This is a genomic window from Azospirillum lipoferum (assembly GCF_024170005.1).
Taxonomy (GTDB): Bacteria; Pseudomonadota; Alphaproteobacteria; order Azospirillales; family Azospirillaceae; genus Azospirillum; species Azospirillum lipoferum.
In genome coordinates, this window is sequence record NZ_JALJXJ010000005.1 from 438,438 (window position 1) to 455,953 (window position 17,516).

The following is a 17,516-nucleotide window of genomic DNA, read 5'->3' on the forward strand; positions in this document are numbered from 1 at the left end:
CTTTTAGGGAGCGACCCCGCCATCAAGCCTGCGGTTCGGCCAGGAACAGCCGGTAGGCCGGGTTGCCGCTCTCGTCCCAATAGGGATAGCCGAGATCGTCCAGGCAGCGGCGGAACCGCGCCCGGTCCTTGTCCGGCACCTGGATGCCGGCCAGCACGCGGCCATAGTCGGCGCCATGGTTGCGGTAATGGAACAGCGAGATGTTCCAGTCCTGCGCCAGCCCGTTCAGGAATTTCAGCAGGGCGCCCGGCCGTTCCGGGAACTGGAAGCGGTAGAGCCGCTCGTCCTTCAGCCCGCGCACCCGGCCGCCGACCATGTAGCGGACATGGAGCTTCGCCATCTCATTGTCGCTCATGTCCAGCACCGGGCAGTCCAGGCCGCGCAGCAGTTCGAGGATCTGGCGCTTTTCCGCGTCGCCCTCGGTCAACTGCACGCCGACGAAAATCTGCGCCTCGCGGTCGTCGGCATAGCGGTAGTTGAATTCGGTGATCGACCGCTTGCCCAGCGCCTGGATGAACTGCCGGTAGGCGCCGGGCCGTTCCGGGATGGTGACGGCCAGCAGCGCCTCGCGCCGTTCGCCGATCTCGGCCCGCTCGGCGATGTGGCGCAGCCGGTCGAAATTCATGTTGGCGCCGCTGCCGATCGCCACCAGCCCCTTGCCGTGCAGTCCTTCACGCTCGGCGTATTTCTTCAGGCCGGCCAGACCGACGGCACCCGACGGTTCGGTGATGGCGCGGGTGTCCTCGAAGATGTCCTTGACCGCGGCGCAGATCTCGTCGGTGTTGACGGTGATGACCTCGTCCAGCAGCTCGCTGCACAGCCGGAAGGTCTCGCTGCCGACCTGACGGACGGCGACGCCGTCGGCGAACAGCCCGACCTGATCCAGCTGCACGCGCTTTCCCGCCGCGATGGCGGCACCCATGCTGGCCGCGTCGTCGGGCTCGACGCCGATCACCTTCACGTCGGGGCGCAGGAACTTGACATAGGCCGCGATTCCAGCGGCCAGACCGCCGCCGCCGATCTGCACGAAGATGGCGTCCAGCGGGTGCGGGTGCTGGCGCAGGATTTCCATGCCGACGGTGCCCTGGCCGGCGATCACGTCGGGATCGTCATAGGGGTGGATGAAGGTCAGCCCCTTCTCCGCCTCGATCTGGCGGGCGTGGAGATAGGCATCGTCGAAGACGTCGCCATGCAGCACGACCTTGCCGCCGCGGCTCTTGACCGCCTGGACCTTGATGGCCGGCGTCGTCCGCGGCATCACGATCACCGCCTTGATCCCCAGCTTCTGCGCCGACAGCGCCACGCCCTGGGCATGGTTGCCGGCCGATGCGCACACCACGCCGCGCTCCCGCGCCTCCGGCGACAGGCCGACCATCTTGTTGTAGGCGCCGCGCAGCTTGAAGGAGAAGACGGGTTGCAGATCCTCACGCTTCAGCAGAGCCGTGTTGTTCAGGCGCTGCGACAGCCGCGGCATCGGATCGAGCGGGCTTTCGATCGCCACGTCGTAGACGCGCGCGGTGAGGATCTTGCGGACATACTCTTGCATGGACATCGGCCTTCCAGAACAGGTCGCGGCGACCATAGCAAAAACAGGACGCTTTGACGCTATGGCGCCTGCACGGCGCGGAAGGCGATGGGCACGGCGACGCGCATCACCTCGATGAAGCGGCGCAGGCGGGCCGGCTGGTGGCGGGCCGGCGGATAGACCAGACTGACCGGCAGGTCGGACGCCTGCCAGTCCGGCGCCAGATGCACCAGCCGTCCTGCCGCCAGATCCTCCACCAGTGCCCATTGCGAGCCGATGCCCGCCCCCAGCCCGAGGATCGCCGCGTTGCGGATCGCTTGCAGCCCGTCGGTCGACAGGCGCGGCCTGATCGGGAAACTCACGGTCTCGCCGGTGCCGGCATGGGTCAGCGTCACCTCGTCCCGGTAGAAGGTGCGCAGCGCCAGCCAGGGCAGCTCCGCCAACTCCTTCGGATGTTGCGGCACCGGCCGGCCGCCGAGCAGGGCAGGGGCGGCGATGGCGATCCGCGGCACCTCCGCCAGCCGCAGGGCGACCACCGACGGGTCGGCGACCTCGCCGACGCGGATGGCGCAGTCGATGCCCTCGCCGATGAAGTCCGGCATGCGGTCGTGCAGCAGCCATTCCACCGTCATCCGCGGATAGCGGCGCAGATAGTCGGCCACCGGCCCGACCAGCTGCTGCTGCCCGAAGGCATGCGGCGCCACCACCCGCAGATGGCCGGTCGGCTGGTCGTCGGCCCCCCGGACGTCGCTTTCCAGCATCTGCCAGCCGGCCAGCAGATCCTTGGCCCGCTCGTAACAGCGGGTGCCGTCCTCCGTCAGGTTCATCCGGTGGGTGGAGCGGTGCAGCAGCCGGACGCCCAGCGTCCGTTCCAGCAGTTGCAGCCGTCGGCTGACCGTCGGCTGGGTGCTGCCCAGCTGTGCCGCGGCGGCCGACAGGCTGCCGCTCTCCACGATGCGGACGAAGGTCTCCAGCAGGGCGATGCGGTCGCTGCCGACCGCCGAAAGGTCGTTGCTCATACGTCCAGTGTATAGCAAATCTACACCTGTTCCGGCTACCGTGCCCTTCGGCCCGCCGCCATACTCCCTCTCAATCAAGCCCACGCTTGTTCTTGAGGGAATTGAACGATGTCAACCATTCAAACCGCGCATGCAACGCCGCTGGCGCACGCGATACCGCTGGCGCCCGCTCGCGACAGCGGGATGAGCCGGCCGCTGGTCTTCCTGCTGGCGGCCGGCGCCGGTCTGGCGGCGGCGACGCTCTATTACAGCCAGCCGATGCTGGGCGTCCTCGGCAGCGACATCGGGGCGGCGGACCGGACGGTCGGCTGGGTGCCGACGCTGACGCAGCTGGGATACGCCTTCGGCATCCTGCTGCTGGCGCCGCTGGGCGACCGCTTCGACCGTCGCCGCATCATCCTGGCGAAGGTGTCGGTGCTGGTCGCAGCCCTGCTGGCGGCGGGCTTCGCCCCCTCCATCGGCGGGCTGCTGGCGGCCAGTCTGGTGATGGGCCTGTCGGCGACGCTGGCGCAGGACATCGTTCCCGCCGCCGCGACGCTGGCCCCGGCGGAGCATCGCGGCCGGGTGGTCGGCACGGTGATGACCGGCCTGCTGCTGGGCATCCTGCTGTCGCGCGTGGTCAGCGGCCTGATCGCCGAGCATTTCGGCTGGCGCGCCGTGTTCGTCGCCGCCGCCGGCAGCATCGCCCTGCTGGGTGCTGCGCTGTGGCGCGGGCTGCCGCGCTTCACGCCGACGACCGACCTGGGCTATGGCCAGTTGCTGGGGTCGCTGGTCACGCTGTGGGGCCGTCATCCCGGCCTGCGCCGGGCAGCGATGGCGCAGGGCCTGCTGTCGCTGGGCTTCAGCGCCTTCTGGTCGACGCTGGCGGTGATGCTGCATGGCGCGCCCTTCCATCTGGGTGCGGCCGCGGCGGGGGCCTTCGGGCTGGCCGGTGCGGCGGGTGCGCTGGTGGCGCCGGTCGCCGGCCGCATCGCCGACAGCCGCGGTCCGGCCCTGATGACCCGGCTGGGCGCCGGTCTGGCCGTGCTGTCCTTCGCCGCAATGGCGCTGTCGCCGCTGCTGCCCGAAGGGGGCCGCCTGTGGCTGCTGGTGGCGAGCGCCATCGGCTTCGACCTGGGCGTCCAGGCCTCGCTGATCGCCCACCAGACCATCGTCTACGGCATCGACCCCGCCGCCCGCAGCCGCCTGAACGCGGTGCTGATGGTCGGCATGTTCATCGGCATGGCCGCCGGCGCCACCCTGGGCAGTCAGGCGCTGGATATCTGGGGTTGGAACGGCGTGGTCGCCGTCGCCACCGCCGCCTCGGCCGCCGCCCTGGTCCTGCGGCTGTTCACCCGGTCGGACCGCTGAGCGCCGACTTTCCGAGCACCGATGTCCGGTGACGACGGCAAGCCCCCTGGAGTTGTGCGGCACGGCACGAGTCCAGGGGGCTTCTTCGTTGCGAATTCGTCGATCGGCGGACCCAAGGAGCCTTTTTCGCCTCCAAAGGGCTGTCGTCTGCGCCATCGGCCGGGAATAAGCTTTCCGATCCCACATGTCGACTTTAGGGGGGGCCCTCATGGCTGAAGTGGACAAAGCGTTCGCCGGAGCGATCCCTGCACTCTACGACCGCTATCTGGGCCCCCTCATCTTCGAACCCTATGCCCGCGATCTGGCGGGACGGCTTGTCGGGGTGGAGGGCCGAATTCTGGAAACGGCGGCCGGAACCGGGATCGTGACCCGTGCCCTGGTCCAGACCCTGCCGGCGACCATCGAACTCGTCGCGACGGACCTCAACCAGCCGATGCTCGACCATGCGGCGCGGAAACTGGACACGCCGCAGGTGACGTGGCGGCAGGCCAACGCCATGAGCCTGCCGTTCGAGGATGCCGGTTTCGATACGGTCGTCTGCCAGTTCGGGGTGATGTTCTTCCCCGACAAGCCGGCGGGTTTCGCCGAAGCCCGCCGGGTGCTGAGGCCGGGCGGACGTTTCGTCTTCAGCGTGTGGGACCGCATCGAAGACAATGAGATCGCCGCAGTCGTCAGCACCGCCGTCGCCGCGGCCTTTCCCGACGACCCGCCTGGCTTCATGGCCCGCACGCCGCACGGCTACCATGACAAGGAACGGATCCGCGACGAGCTTCGCGGGGCCGGCTTCACCGGCATCGAGATCGAGACGGTGCCCCTGCGCAGCCGGGCCGCCTCGCCCGCCGATCCGGCAACCGGCTTTTGCCAGGGAACGCCCATGCGCCTTGAGATCGAGGCGCGGGACGCCAGCCGTCTCGACGAGGTGACGGACCTCGCCGCCCAGGCCATTGCCCGGCATTTCGGCGACGGCCCGGTCGACGGCAAGATCCAGGCGCATGTGATAACGGCGGTCGCCTAAGCCCGCTTCAGCCCCACCGCCGCCTCGACGAAGGCGATCAGCTGATCGGCATAGAGGTCGGGCGTGATGCCGCGGCGGCGGTGCTTGGCGCGCTTGACGTACCAGTCCTGCAACATCGGCTTGATCAGTGCCGCCGCCATCATCACGTCGGGCACCGCGAACCGGCCGCGGGCGACGCCGTCGGCCAGGGCGACGGCGATCATGCTTTCCGTCATCATCTCGCTGCCGACGGCAAGGTCGCGCCCATCCTGGGGAAAGGACTTGGCCTCCATATAGGCGAAGACGAACCAGGGATGCATCGTCTCGGTCAGGAACAGGTGGGTGCGCAGAAGCCAGCGCAGCCGGGCGGCCGGGTCGTTCGCCAGCCCGTCCGGCGGGTGGGCCAGCACCTCCTCCACCACGCCGACGACCTGTCCCAGGATCATCATCAGCAGCGTGTCCTTGCTGTCGAAATAGGCGTAGAGCGCGCCCATGCTCAAGCCCGACTGTTCGGTCAGGTCGCGCAGGCTCATGGAATGGAAGCCCTTGCGGTTCGCCAGCATCAGCGTGGTTTCGACGATGCGCGCCAGATTGGCGACGGCGACCGCCGGCTTCTTCACCCGGATGGTCGCGGCATGCCGTTCCAGGATGCGGGCGCACAGCGCCTCCATCGACAGATCGTGCCGTGTCTGGAACTCCTGCAAGCTGCTCATCCCGGCTGTCCCATCCATTTGCGATGCCGATCCTTCCTGCCCATGACGGCTGGCGAAGATTAAAGCGAGCGCCCGCTCGTTTTTTCAAGAAGGCTGATCGGGACCATTTCCCTCCGGGGCGGGAGAGGGCTTCTTTCAGCGCAGCCAAGCCGGTTCCGACAGGCGGTCGATCAGGAAATCGGCCAGCACCCCGACCTTGGCCGGACGCGTGCGGGCCGAGGGCGTGATGAAATAGAGGCCGCCCCTCGGCAGCGACCAGTCGGTCAGGATGGCGGTCAGCCGTCCGTCGGCCAGATGCTCCGCTGCCATGAATTCCGGCAGTTCGGCGATCGCCAACCCCTCCAGCAGCATCGGCAGCAGCGCATCCGCGTTGGTGACGCGCAGCGGGCCGGACGGGGTGACGCTTTCCTCCTCGCCGGCGCTGTTGGTGAAGTGCCAGATGTCCTGCCGCCGGCGGTAGGCATAGCCCAGGCAATGGTGGCCGTTCAGCTCGCGGGGATGGCGCGGTTCGCCATGGCGGGTGAGATAGCTGGGAGCGGCGAGCACCACCGGCGACACTCCGCACAGCCGCCGCGCCACCAGCGAGCTGTCCGGCAGCACCGCGATGCGCAACGCCGCGTCGAATCCGTCCCCCACCAGATCGACGACGGCGTCGCTCAGATGCAGGTCGATGGAAATCTCCGGATAGAGCCGGAAGAAGTCCGGCAGCAGCGGCGCCACCCAGCGCAGCCCGAAGGACATCGGCACCGCGAACCGGATCAGGCCGCGCGGCCGGCTCGACATCTCGCGCACCGCATTCTCCGCCGCTTCTGCCTCGTCATAGAGGCGGGTCGCCCGTTCCGCCAGCGAATGGCCGAAATCGGTCAGGGCCAGCCGGCGGGAGGTGCGGTTGAACAGCCGCGCCCCCAGCCGCTCCTCCAGCCTGCTGACCGCGCGCGACACGGTGGCGACCGACACCCCCATGGCGCGGGCCGCACCGGCGAAGGACCGCTCCTCCGCCACCTTGGCGAACATCGCCAACCCTTCGAAATCCGGCAGCTTCGACATCGCCAATCCTGCAACGATGGTTTTCAGTCGTTTCTATTTCGATGTGTATCCGCCGTCGATAGATTTGTCTCCAGCGAACAACGCAATCCCAAGGAGACTTCAGATGTCACGCAAGCTTGACGGCAAGATCGCCCTCGTTACCGGCGCCACCAGCGGCATCGGCCTTGCCGCGGCCAAGCGCTTCGCCGCCGAAGGCGCCACCGTCTATCTCACCGGCCGCCGCCAGTCGGAGCTGGAGGCCGCGGTGGCGGCGATCGTCGCAGCCGGCGGCAGGGCGACGGGGGTGCAGGCGGACTCCTCCAACCTCGCCGATCTCGACCGGCTCTATGCGCAGATCCAGAGCGAGGCCGGCCGGCTCGACGTGCTCTACGCCAATGCCGGCGGCGGCGGCATGCTGCCGCTGGGCGCCATCACGGAGGAGCAGTATGAGGACACCTTCAACCGCAATGTGAAGGGCGTGCTGTTCACCGTGCAGAAGGCGCTGCCGCTGCTCGGCCGAGGCGCTTCGGTGATCCTCGCCGGTTCCACCGCCGGCAGCATGGGCACGGCGGCCTTCAGCGTCTACAGCGCCAGCAAGGCGGCGGTCCGCAACTTCGCCCGCAGCTGGATCCTGGACCTGAAGGACCGCGGCATCCGCATCAACACGCTCAGCCCCGGCCCGGTCCGCACGCCGGGTCTGGTCGAGCTGGCCGGTCCCGATGCGGCGCAGCAGCAGGGTCTGGTCGATTATCTCGCCTCGCAGGTGCCGCTGGGCCGTGTCGGCGACCCGGACGAGATCGCCAAGGCCGCCGTCTTCCTGGCATCCGACGACAGCAGCTTCGTCAACGGCATCGAACTGTTCGCCGACGGCGGCATGGCCCAGGTCTAAACAAATCTGAACAGGCCTGAATCAGACAGTCAAAGGCGTCCATCGGCCCCCGTGCAGTGGTGTTGCGAAACGCCGCCGCACGGGGGCCGCAGCTCGTTCGCCCGCCGATCATATAGTTCTATATAGAACCAGTTGACCGGAGCATCCATCTGCGACAGGATGGCGGCGGGAGGACATCGATGCCACAGCATGACTCTGCCCCGGCCCCGCTGCCGGACCGGCGGCTGCCGGCCTATCTGCAACTGCGCGACGCGCTGGCCACCCGGGTGGCGCGCGGCGAATGGGGCCCCGACACCGCCCTGCCGTCGGAAAACCAGCTGACGGCCGAGACCGGGCTGTCGGTCGGCACCGTGCGCAAGGCGATCCAGACCCTGGTGGACGAAGGGCTGCTCGAACGGCGCCAGGGGTCCGGAACCTATCTGCGCAAACGTGCCTTCAACGCCTCGCTGTTCCGCTTCTTCGCGGTGCAGTCCGCCGATGGCGAGGCGACGATCCCGTCCAGCCGCATCATCGCGCGCAAGGCCGCCGCCGCCCCGCCCGCCATCGCCGCGGTTCTCGGCACCGCCGACTGCATCCGCCTCGACCGCCTGCGCGGCCAGTCCGACGCGCTGCTGCTGTCTGAGGAGATCTGGCTGCCGCGCGCCCGCTTCGACGGCATTGTGGAGCTGGAGGAGGCGCAGTTCGGTCCGCTGCTCTATCCGCTCTATCTGGAGCGCTTCGGCGTCTTCATCGCCAGTGCCATCGACGACGTGAGTTTCGCGCCGGCCTCCGCCGCCGTGGCGGCCCGGCTGGGCCTTGCCGAAGGCGCCCCCACCGCGGTGATCGAACGCACCGCCTGCACGGTGGACGGCACCGCCGTCGAATGGCGCATCGCCCATGGCCCTGCCGAACGCTTCCGCTACCGCAGCCGCCTGAGCTGACCCGCGGCGCCGGACCCTTCCGGCGCCGGCTTTCCTCCCGACCCTCTTCGGCATCTCCATTCCGCGGGCGCCTCCCGTGGATGGGGGACGCCCTTTCCTTGTCTGCACGGATCGACGGATGACCGCACATCCCCTTATCAGGGGCATCGACACGCATGCCCACATTTTCCGCCCCGACCTGCCGATGGCCGCCGGCCGGCGCTACGCCCCGACCCACGCGGCGAAGCTTTCGGACTGGCTGTCGCTGCAGGACGGGGCGGGCTTCAGCCACGGCGTGCTGATCCAGCCCAGCTTTCTCGGCACAGACAACAGCTTCATCGAAGCCGCCCTACGCGCCCATCCGGAGCGGCTGCGGGCGGTCGCCGTCCTTGATCCCGACGTGCCGGAAGAGGAACTGGACCGGCTCGCCGCGCTGGGCTTCGTCGGTGCGCGTCTGAACCTCGTGGGCCGCGAGGTGGAGGATTACGCAGCAGCGCCCTGGCAGGCGTTTTTCCGCCGCCTTGCCGCCCGCCGCTGGCAGGTCGAAATCCAGCGCCGTTTCGACGACCTTGCAGCGATCGTCCCCGCCATCGCCGCGGCCGGAAATACCGTGGTGGTCGACCATTTCGGGCTGCCGCAGGGCGGAATCGATCCGGGCAACCGCGATCACCGTGCCTTCCTGGACCTGCTGCGCCGGACCCCCGGCGTCTGGATCAAGCTCTCCGCCCCCTACCGCGCCGGCCTGACGCCGGAGCTTGCGGCACGGAGCCTCGACCTGCTGCGCGAGGCCTGCGGCGGTTTCCACCGCTTCGTCTGGGGCAGCGACTGGCCCCACACCCAGCATGAGGCCGAGACCGGTTATGCCGCCCAGGTCGCCCGGTTCCATGCGCTGATCCCCGATCCGGCGGAACGGGCGCGGATCCTGGTCGGCAATCCGGCGGCGCTTTTCCAATTCGCCTGAAACTCAAAAAATAACCGGAGGAACTCCCCTTGAGTCTCATCGTCGTCCTGGCGATCGCCCTCGCCGTCGTGCTGGGCTATGTCACCAAGATCAACATCGGCCTGTTCGCGATCGCCTTCGCCTATCTGCTCGGCTGTTTCGGGCTAGACATGAAGCCGGGCGCGGTGGTCGATCTGTGGCCGCTGAAGATCTTCTTCGTCATCTTCTCGGTCTGCCTGTTCTACAGCTTCGCCCTGGTCAACGGCACGCTGGAAAAGCTGGCGGAACACATGCTGTACCGCTGCCGCAACATGCCGTGGGTCCTGCCCTACGCCATCCTGCTGACCGCGACGCTGATCGCCGCGATGGGCGCCGGCTATTACACCGTTCTCGCCTTCATGGCGCCGTTGACGCTGATCCTGTGCCGGCGGACCGGGCTGGACATGGTTCTGGGGGCGATGGGGGCGAATTACGGCGCGCTGGCCGGCGCCAATTTCATGTCGAGCCAGAGCGGCATCATCTTCCGCGGCCTGATGACCGCGAACGGGACGAGCGAGGCCGACGCCTTCCTCTATAGCGGGGTCATCTTCGCCGCGACGCTGATCATCCCCTTCTTCGTCATCACGGCGATGCTGTTCCTGTTCGGCAACCACCGCAGCATGACTGCCTCCCTGGCCGACGCCGGCCGTCCGGCGCCGCTCGACGGCCGGCAGCGCACCACGCTGGCGCTGACGCTGGGGATGATGGTTCTGGTGCTTCTCGGCCCGGTGCTTCAGCTCGCGCTGCCGGGAAATGCGACCGTCGCCTATCTCAATGGGAAGATCGACATCGGGCTGATCGCCGGCGTCTTCTCCGTCATCGCGCTGCTGCTGAAGCTGGGCGACGAGCGCAAGGCCATCGCGTCGGTGCCCTGGTCGACCCTGATCATGATCTGCGGCATGGGCATGCTGATCTCCGTCGCGATCAAGGCGGGGACCATCGCGGCGCTGGCGGGCTGGCTCGGCAGCAGCATTCCGGCCCTGCTCCTGCCGGTGGTGTTCGGCGTCGTCGCCGCGGCGATGTCGCTGTTCTCCAGCACGCTGGGCGTGGTGACGCCGACGCTGTTCCCGCTGGTTCCGGCACTGGCGGCCGGCCTGTCTGTCAGCCCGGTGCTGCTGTTCGCCGCGATCGTCGTGGGGTCGCAGGCGACGTCGATCTCGCCCTTCTCGTCGGGCGGCAGCCTGGTCCTCGGTTCGGCTCCGGATGAGGCGACCCGCAGTTCGCTGTTCACCCGGCTGCTGTTCCGTGCGGCACCCTTCGGCGTGGTTGCGGCGGTTGCGATGAACATTGTGCTCACTTTCGTCCTCTGAGCGGAAGGCCTTCCGGGAGAGGGAAAGGGCCATGCCATCCCGGCCCTTCTCCCAAGGCCGATAAACTGCCACCCTGTCTGTGGTCATACCGGTCGGGGAGGCAGCTCACATGGTGCCGCTGGCAGACATGGAGGCAGGTGCTACAGGCGCCGCCACGTCCTCATCGGCCGATCCCCCCTGGCACGCGCTGGAGGCCGCCGCCGTCGCCGAACAGCTCGGCAGTCCGACCGACGGGCTCGGCAGCGATGAGGCGGCGGCACGGCTGGCGCGTTTCGGTCCCAACCGGCTGACCCCGCCGAAACGGCGGCCGGCCTGGATGCGGTTCCTGGCCCAGTTCCACAACCTGCTGATCTATGTGCTTCTGGTCTCCGGCGTGGTGGCGTTGCTGCTGCGGCACTGGACCGATGCCGGGGTGATCTTCGGCGTCGTGCTGGTCAACGCGCTGATCGGCTATATCCAGGAGGACAAGGCAGAACAGGCGCTGGAGGCCATCCGCAACCTGCTGTCGCCCCAGGCGGTGGTGCTGCGTGATGGCCATGCGGTAACCCTGGCGGCGGATGAACTGGTGCCGGGCGACCGTGTCTTCCTGGTCTCCGGCGACCGGGTGCCGGCCGACCTACGGCTCGACCGGACCAAGGGGCTGCTGGTCCAGGAGGCGGCGCTGACCGGCGAATCGGTCCCCGCCGCCAAGTCCGCCGCCGCCGTCGCCGCCGATGCCGCACTCGGCGACCGTGGCGGCATGGCCTATGCCGGGACCATGGTGGTGCAGGGGCAGGGCACCGGCATCGTGGTGGCGACCGGCGACGCGACGGAGGTCGGACGCATCGGCCATCTGCTGGCCTCCGTGACCACCGTGGCGACGCCGCTGCTGGTGTCGATGGCACGGTTCGGCCGCTGGCTGACCGGCGGCATCCTGCTGCTGGCAGGGGGCACCGTCCTGTTCGGCATGCTGGTGCATGGCGAGCCGTGGCAGGACATGGTGCTGACCGCGGTCGGGCTGGCGGTGGCGGCGATCCCGGAAGGGCTGCCGGCGGTGATGACCATCACCATGGCGGTGGGCGTCACCCGCATGGCCCGCCGCAACGCCATCATCCGCCACCTGCCGGCGGTCGAGATGCTGGGAAGCGTCCGCACCATCTGCACCGACAAGACCGGCACCCTGACCCGCAACGAACTGCTGGCGACCAGCATCGTCACCGCCGAGGCCACCTATGTTGCCGGCGGCAGCGGCTATGCGCCGGAGGGGGAAATCCGCCGCGAAGACCGGCTGGTTGACCCGGCCGCGGAGCCGCTGCTGCTCGATCTGGCGCGGGCGGCGCTGCTGTGCAACGACGCCGCCCTGCACCGCGATCCGGACGGGGAGTGGCAGCTGGCCGGCGATCCGACCGATGGGGCGCTGCTGGCGCTCGCGATGAAGGCGGGGTTGGACCCGGACGGTGAAGCGAAGCACTACCCGCGCCGCGACGCCCTGCCCTTCGAATCCGAGCGGCAATACATGGCGACCCTGCACCATGACCATGCCGGCCACGGCATCCTGCTGGTGAAGGGCGCGCCGGAACGGGTGCTGGCGCTGTGCGAGCGGGAACGGCGCGGCGACGGCGCCGTCCCGCTGGACCGGCCTCGCTGGACCGCCCTGACCGCCGAACTGGCCGGGCAGGGCCAGCGGGTGCTGGCGCTGGCGATGCGCCGCACCCCGATCGACCTGTCCGAACTGATCGACGGGGATTTGCGGGAGGAGGGGTTGGAGCTGCTCGGCCTCTGCGGCCTGATCGATCCGCCGCGGGAAGAGGCGCTGGTCGCGGTTGCCGCCTGCCGGCAGGCCGGCATCACGGTGAAGATGATCACCGGCGACCATGCCGCCACCGCCGCCGCCATCGGCCGGCGCTTCGGCCTGCCGGACGGCGTCACCAGCGGGCCGCAACTGGACCGGCTGGACGAGGCCGGCTTCGCCGCGGCGGCGGCGGCCAACAGCGTCTTCGCCCGCACCACGCCGGAACACAAGCTGCGCCTGATCGCGGCGCTCCAGGCGGCGGGTGACACCGTCGCCATGACCGGCGACGGCGTCAACGACGCCCCGGCACTGAAGCGGGCCGACATCGGCGTCGCCATGGGCCGCAACGGGACGGAGGCGGCGAAGGAAGTGGCCGCGATGGTGCTGGCCGACGACAATTTCGCCTCCATCGTCCATGCGGTGGAGGAGGGGCGCACCGTCTACGACAATCTGCGCAAGACCATCCTGTTCATGCTGCCGACCAATGGAGCGCAGGCGGTGGTGATTCTGCTGGCGGTGCTGTCGGGCAGCCTGCTGCCGATCACGCCGGTGCAGATCCTGTGGGTGAACATGGTGACCGCCGTGACGCTCGGGCTGGCGCTGGCCTTCGAGGCACCGGAACCCGGCGTGATGGCCCGCCCGCCGCGCCCGCGCGACGAACCGATCCTGGCCGGCCGGCTGGTGCGGCGGATGCTGGTGGTGCTGGCCCTGCTGGTGGCCTCCAGCTTCGGTTTCTTCCATTTCCATCGTTTGCAGGGCGACGGCATCGAAGAGGCGCGGACCATCGCCGTCAACGCGCTGGTGGTGGGCGAGATCTTCTTCCTGCTCAGCGCCCGCGACCTGCATGGGCGGGGTGAGTTGCTGTCCGCCCTGGCCGGCAGCCGGCCGGTCTGGCTGTCCATCGCCCTGATGACCCTGCTGCAACTGGCCTTCACCTATGCGCCGCCCATGCAGGCCCTGTTCGGCACGACCCCGCTCGGCCTCGCCGCCTGGGCGGCGATGGCCGCCGCCGGTGCCGGGCTGTTCGTGCTGATGGAGCTGGAAAAGCGGCTGTCCGGTGCGCCTACTCGCCTTTCGCCTCGAAGCGATAGCGGAAGTCGCAATGGTCGGCGCCCTGCATGATGGTCTGCGTGCGCTCCATCTTGATGCGCGGGTCGTAGCCGGTGCAGAAGGCGGCGTCGCGGTTGCAGGACAGCAGATGGCCGATCGACCCCAGCCCCATCTCCCGGTACATCTCGGCGTAGCGGCAGCGGGTCACGTTGTAGTCGAAATGCGTCTCGTCCTGCCGCTTCACCTCCAGCCGCAACGCGTCGTCCTTGGTCCACAGTGGCTGGAGATCGGCGAAGCTCTTCAGGCTGGTGCCCTCCGGCTCGGTCGCGGCGAAGGACTTGGCGGCGGCCAGAGCGGCCTTGGTGATCGCCGCACCCAGGATTTCCTGTGCGGTGGCCTCGCCCAGCCGGGCGGCCATCTCCTCATAGACCGGCTTCAGGATTTCCGCCTCGATGCGGCGGCGTTCCAGGATGCCCATGGTTTGGGTCCCAATGGTCTGGGTCATGACAGGCTTCCTTCCTTCAGGTGGCGTCAATCGGCTTTCAATGGGCATGGCCGCCGAGATAGGCCTCGGCGATGCGCGGGTCGTCCCGCAGCTGGTCGGCCGGACCGGACAGCACGATCCGGCCATCCTCCAGCACCGCGGCGTGGTCGGCGATGCGCAGGGCGGCACGGGCGTTCTGTTCGACCAGCAGGATCGACACCCCCTCCGCCCGGATGCGGCCGATCAGGTCGAAGATCTGGGCCACGATCTTCGGCGCCAGCCCCAGCGAGGGCTCGTCGAGCAGGAGCAGCGTCGGCCGGCGCATCAGGGCGCGGGCGATGCACAACATCTGCTGCTCGCCGCCCGACAGCGATCCGGCATTCTGGCGCAGGCGCTCGCTCAGGATCGGGAACATCGCCAGCACCCGGTCCAGTTCGCCCAGCCCGACCTCGCCGCCGCCCAGCACGAGGTTTTCCCGGACATTCATGTTGGAGAAGATCTGCCGCCCCTCCGGCGCCTGTGACAGGCCGAGCTGGACGATGCGATGGGCCGGCATGTTGGCGATCGGCTGGCCGCGGAAGGTGATGCTTCCCTGCCGCGCCCGATAGATGCCGGAGACTGTGCGCATCAGCGTGGTCTTGCCGACACCGTTGGAGCCGAGCACGGCGACGATGGCGCCCTCCGGCACATCCAGGCGGACGCCGTGCAGGATCTCCTGCGGCCCCATGGCGACATGCAGGTCCGCGATCGAGAGCAGAGGCGCGGTCATTCATCCACCCCGAGATAAGCTTCGAGGACGGCCGCGTCGCTGCGGATGGCGTCGGGCGCGCCGTCGGCGATCTTGCGGCCGGAGGCCAGCACCAGGATGCGCTGGCAGATGCCCATGACCAGCGTCATGTCGTGTTCGACCAGCATGATCGTCAGTCCCTGCCCATGCAGACGCTTGATGAAGGCGGCCAGATCGCGTGTTTCGGTGTCGTTCAGCCCGGCCGCCGGCTCGTCCAGGATCAGGAAGCGCGGCCGCATGGCGAGCGCGCGGGCGATCTCCAGATATTTGCGCTGGCCGTAGGGCAGGTTGGCCGCCAGTTCCGCCGCCACATGGGTCAGGCCGACCGCCTCCAGCGCTTCCCAGCTGCGGCGGCTGATTTCGGCGGACCGGTTCCGGCCGCCCTTGTGGAAGCCGCCGAACAGGGCGCCGAACGCCCCCTGCGGCAGCGCGCCGACGGCACCGACCGAAACATTGTCGAAGACCGACATGTTGGGGAAGACGCGCAGGTTCTGGAAGGTGCGGCTGATGCCCAGCCGCGCCACCTGATTGGGCTTCAGCCCGCTGATGGTCCTGCCGGCGAAGGCGACGCTGCCGCCGGACAGCGGCGTGAAGCCGGAAATCAGGTTGAACAGCGTCGTCTTGCCGGCGCCGTTCGGCCCGATCAGCCCGACCAGTTCGCCCTCGTCGACATGGGCGGTGACGTCGCCGACCGCCTGCACGCCGCCGAAGCGGCGGCTGACGTTGCGGATTTCAAGAAGATGGGTCATCGCCAGCCGATCCCTTCGCCTTTCCCGGTCCCCGGGCCGGTGTTCCGCCACGCCGCACCCAGTTGCCGGCGCACCAGCCGCAGGGCCGACACCTCGCCCAGCAGCCCCTTCGGCAGCAGCAGGATGGAGAGGAACATCACCAGCCCGACCATGATGTTGCGGAAGTCACCCAAGGCCCGCAGCCCTTCCGGCAGCAGGATCAGCAGCAGCGCGCCGATGACCGCCCCCGGCAGGCTGCCCAGGCCGCCGACCACCACCATCGCCAGGATCAGGATGGATTCGGAGAATTTGAAGTCGCCCGGCGAGATGTAGCCGGTCATGTGCGCCCACAGGCTGCCGGCCACCCCGGCGAAGAAGGCCGACAGGGTGAAGGCCTCCATCTTCAGCCGGACGGTGCTGACGCCCATGGCGTCGGCGCACTGGTCGTCCTCGCGGATCGAGCGCAGGGCGTTGCCGTAATAGGAATGGCTGAGCCGGCCGATCGCGACGACCGACAGCGTCACCACCGCCGCCACCGTGTAATAGGCGGCGAGGCGGCCGGACAGGCTGACCCCGAACAGCTCGAACCCCTTGGAGACGATGATGCCGTTGGGACCCTTGGTGAAGTCCACCCAGTTCAGCATGACCAGATACAGCATCTGCCCGATGGCCAGCGTCGCCACGGCGAAATAGATGCTGACCAGCCGCATCGTCGGCAGAGCCACCAGGAAGGCGACCAGGGCCGCCACCAGCCCGGACAGCGGCAGCGTCACGGTGAAGCCCAGCCCCAGCTTGGAGGTCAGCAGTGCGGCGGTATAGGCGCCGACACCGTAGAAGGCGGCATGCCCCAGATGCAGCAGCCCGGCGACTCCCGTCACCAGATGCATGGAGGCCGACAGCAGCACGAAGATCAGCGCCAGATTGGCGATCTGGTAGAAATAGCCGCGGTCGAATCCCGCCAGCAGCGCCGGCAATGCTGCGAAGACCAGCAGCAGGATCAGCGCCGGAACCAGCCAGCTCCGGCGCCGGCTCAGGCCATCGGTCGGCGCCACAGTCTCAAACGCGTTCACGGCGCGCTCCGAACAAGCCGTTGGGGAAGAAGATCAGGGTCAGGATCAGGAAGCCGTAGGCCACCATGTCCGACCAGCCCGACGAGACGAAGGTCGTCGCCATGCTTTCCGAAATGCCGAGGATCAGTGCGCAGATCACCGCTCCGGGAATGGAGGACAGGCCGCCCATCACCATGGCGACGAAGGCCTTGATGCCGGGAGTGAAGCCCATGGCGGGGAAGACCGCACCGTAATAGAGTCCCATCAGGATGCCCGCCGCCGCCCCCATCATCGACCCGACGACGAAGGTGGTGATGATGGTGCGGTCGGTGTCGATGCCCACATATTTGGCGCCCAGCGGGTTGTTCGACACCGCGCGGATCGCCAGCCCGACACGGGTGCGGGTCAGCAGATATTGCAGGCCGATCAGCATGGCGGCGGCGACGCCGAAGATGATGAAGTCGCCGGTCACCAGGATCACCGGGCCGACGCGCACCGGCGTGTTGATCAGGTAGTCGAAGGGGACGGAGCGCATCTGCGATCCGAAGACGATCTCCAGCGCCTCGCGAACCACGATGGACACCGCCAGCGAGGAGAGCAGGGTCGATTCCCGCATCGCCCGCGATTTCAGCGACGCCTCGTCGGTGAAGCGGCGGAACGGCTTGAAGGCGATCCGCTCCAGCGAGAAGCCCGCCAGCGCCCCGATCGCCAGCGCGCCCAGGATCACCGCCACGATCGGCGGCGCCGTGGCCGAGATCAGCACGAGCCCGGCGAAGGCGCCCAGCGTGTAGATCTCGCCATGGGCGAAGTTGACGACGTTCAGCACGCCGAAGATCAGCGTGAAGCCGATCGCCATCAGCGCATAGGTCATGCCCAGCGACAGGCCGATGGCGAGCTGCTGGAGATAATAGGGATCGAACATGTGGGCTCTGTCGCTGGAGAT

Annotated in this window: 16 protein-coding genes; 7 read left to right on the forward strand and 9 right to left on the reverse strand. The window is 68.5% G+C overall.

What is annotated here, in order from left to right:
- Positions 1 to 22 precede the first annotated feature (22 nt).
- Positions 23 to 1,582, reverse strand: coding sequence for a threonine ammonia-lyase, biosynthetic (gene ilvA, locus J2848_RS14375; protein ID WP_149231651.1), 1,560 nt, complete (start codon positions 1,580 to 1,582; stop codon positions 23 to 25).
- A 23-nt stretch (positions 1,583 to 1,605) separates the two neighbouring features.
- The gene (locus J2848_RS14380; protein WP_149231652.1) at positions 1,606 to 2,544 is read right to left on the reverse strand and encodes a LysR family transcriptional regulator; all 939 of its coding nucleotides are present in this window, start codon (positions 2,542 to 2,544) and stop codon (positions 1,606 to 1,608) included.
- A gap of 108 nt (positions 2,545 to 2,652) precedes the next feature.
- Between J2848_RS14380 and J2848_RS14385 the strand changes: the two genes are divergently transcribed.
- Together J2848_RS14385 and J2848_RS14390 are read left to right on the forward strand one after the other, a co-directional pair.
- Positions 2,653 to 3,894: an MFS transporter gene (locus tag J2848_RS14385; RefSeq protein WP_149231653.1), complete on the forward strand. Its 1,242-nt coding sequence runs from the start codon at positions 2,653 to 2,655 to the stop codon at positions 3,892 to 3,894.
- A 208-nt stretch (positions 3,895 to 4,102) separates the two neighbouring features.
- Positions 4,103 to 4,909 carry a class I SAM-dependent methyltransferase gene (locus J2848_RS14390; protein WP_149231654.1) on the forward strand — a complete coding sequence of 269 codons (807 nt, stop codon included), beginning with the start codon at positions 4,103 to 4,105 and terminating at the stop codon, positions 4,907 to 4,909.
- Here J2848_RS14390 and J2848_RS14395 read toward each other — a convergent pair.
- Both J2848_RS14395 and J2848_RS14400 read right to left on the reverse strand, forming a co-directional pair.
- A complete protein-coding gene (locus tag J2848_RS14395; protein WP_149231655.1) occupies positions 4,906 to 5,601 on the reverse strand; it encodes a TetR/AcrR family transcriptional regulator in 696 nt (231 codons plus the stop codon). The two genes, J2848_RS14390 and J2848_RS14395, sit on opposite strands and share 4 nt — an antisense overlap.
- A 135-nt stretch (positions 5,602 to 5,736) precedes the next feature.
- Complete coding sequence (locus J2848_RS14400; RefSeq protein WP_149231656.1) at positions 5,737 to 6,648, reverse strand: LysR family transcriptional regulator; 912 nt, start codon at positions 6,646 to 6,648, stop codon at positions 5,737 to 5,739.
- Positions 6,649 to 6,751: 103 nt separating this feature from the next.
- Between J2848_RS14400 and J2848_RS14405 the strand changes: the two genes are divergently transcribed.
- The 5 genes from J2848_RS14405 (at position 6,752) to J2848_RS14425 (ending at position 13,597) form a co-directional block, all read left to right on the forward strand.
- Positions 6,752 to 7,516 (forward strand): SDR family NAD(P)-dependent oxidoreductase, encoded by a 765-nt coding sequence (locus J2848_RS14405; RefSeq protein WP_149231657.1) that lies wholly within the window; start codon positions 6,752 to 6,754, stop codon positions 7,514 to 7,516.
- 179 nt (positions 7,517 to 7,695) lie between these two features.
- Positions 7,696 to 8,436 (forward strand): GntR family transcriptional regulator, encoded by a 741-nt coding sequence (locus J2848_RS14410; RefSeq protein WP_149231658.1) that lies wholly within the window; start codon positions 7,696 to 7,698, stop codon positions 8,434 to 8,436.
- A gap of 118 nt (positions 8,437 to 8,554) precedes the next feature.
- A complete protein-coding gene (locus J2848_RS14415; RefSeq protein ID WP_149231659.1) occupies positions 8,555 to 9,376 on the forward strand; it encodes an amidohydrolase family protein in 822 nt (273 codons plus the stop codon).
- 29 nt (positions 9,377 to 9,405) lie between these two features.
- Positions 9,406 to 10,704: an SLC13 family permease gene (locus tag J2848_RS14420; protein ID WP_149231660.1), complete on the forward strand. Its 1,299-nt coding sequence runs from the start codon at positions 9,406 to 9,408 to the stop codon at positions 10,702 to 10,704.
- 109 nt (positions 10,705 to 10,813) lie between these two features.
- The gene (locus J2848_RS14425; protein ID WP_149231661.1) at positions 10,814 to 13,597 is read left to right on the forward strand and encodes an HAD-IC family P-type ATPase; all 2,784 of its coding nucleotides are present in this window, start codon (positions 10,814 to 10,816) and stop codon (positions 13,595 to 13,597) included.
- Here the strand turns inward: J2848_RS14425 and J2848_RS14430 are convergent.
- From J2848_RS14430 to J2848_RS14450, 5 genes are read right to left on the reverse strand one after another with little or no spacing between them, the layout of a single operon-like run.
- Positions 13,539 to 14,030 carry an L-2-amino-thiazoline-4-carboxylic acid hydrolase gene (locus tag J2848_RS14430; RefSeq protein WP_170307046.1) on the reverse strand — a complete coding sequence of 164 codons (492 nt, stop codon included), beginning with the start codon at positions 14,028 to 14,030 and terminating at the stop codon, positions 13,539 to 13,541. The two genes, J2848_RS14425 and J2848_RS14430, sit on opposite strands and share 59 nt — an antisense overlap.
- 37 nt (positions 14,031 to 14,067) lie before the next feature.
- Positions 14,068 to 14,778 (reverse strand): ABC transporter ATP-binding protein, encoded by a 711-nt coding sequence (locus tag J2848_RS14435; protein WP_149231662.1) that lies wholly within the window; start codon positions 14,776 to 14,778, stop codon positions 14,068 to 14,070.
- Positions 14,775 to 15,545, reverse strand: a complete 771-nt coding sequence (locus tag J2848_RS14440) for an ABC transporter ATP-binding protein (protein ID WP_149231663.1) — start codon at positions 15,543 to 15,545, stop codon at positions 14,775 to 14,777. Before J2848_RS14440 ends, J2848_RS14435 begins: the two co-directional genes overlap by 4 nt.
- On the reverse strand, positions 15,542 to 16,594 hold the full coding sequence (locus tag J2848_RS14445; RefSeq protein WP_211103133.1) for a branched-chain amino acid ABC transporter permease: 1,053 nt from the start codon (positions 16,592 to 16,594) through the stop codon (positions 15,542 to 15,544). Before J2848_RS14445 ends, J2848_RS14440 begins: the two co-directional genes overlap by 4 nt.
- Entirely contained in the window at positions 16,581 to 17,495 is a 915-nt protein-coding gene (locus J2848_RS14450) for a branched-chain amino acid ABC transporter permease (protein ID WP_109448152.1), read from the reverse strand. Before J2848_RS14450 ends, J2848_RS14445 begins: the two co-directional genes overlap by 14 nt.
- Positions 17,496 to 17,516: the final 21 nt, after the last annotated feature.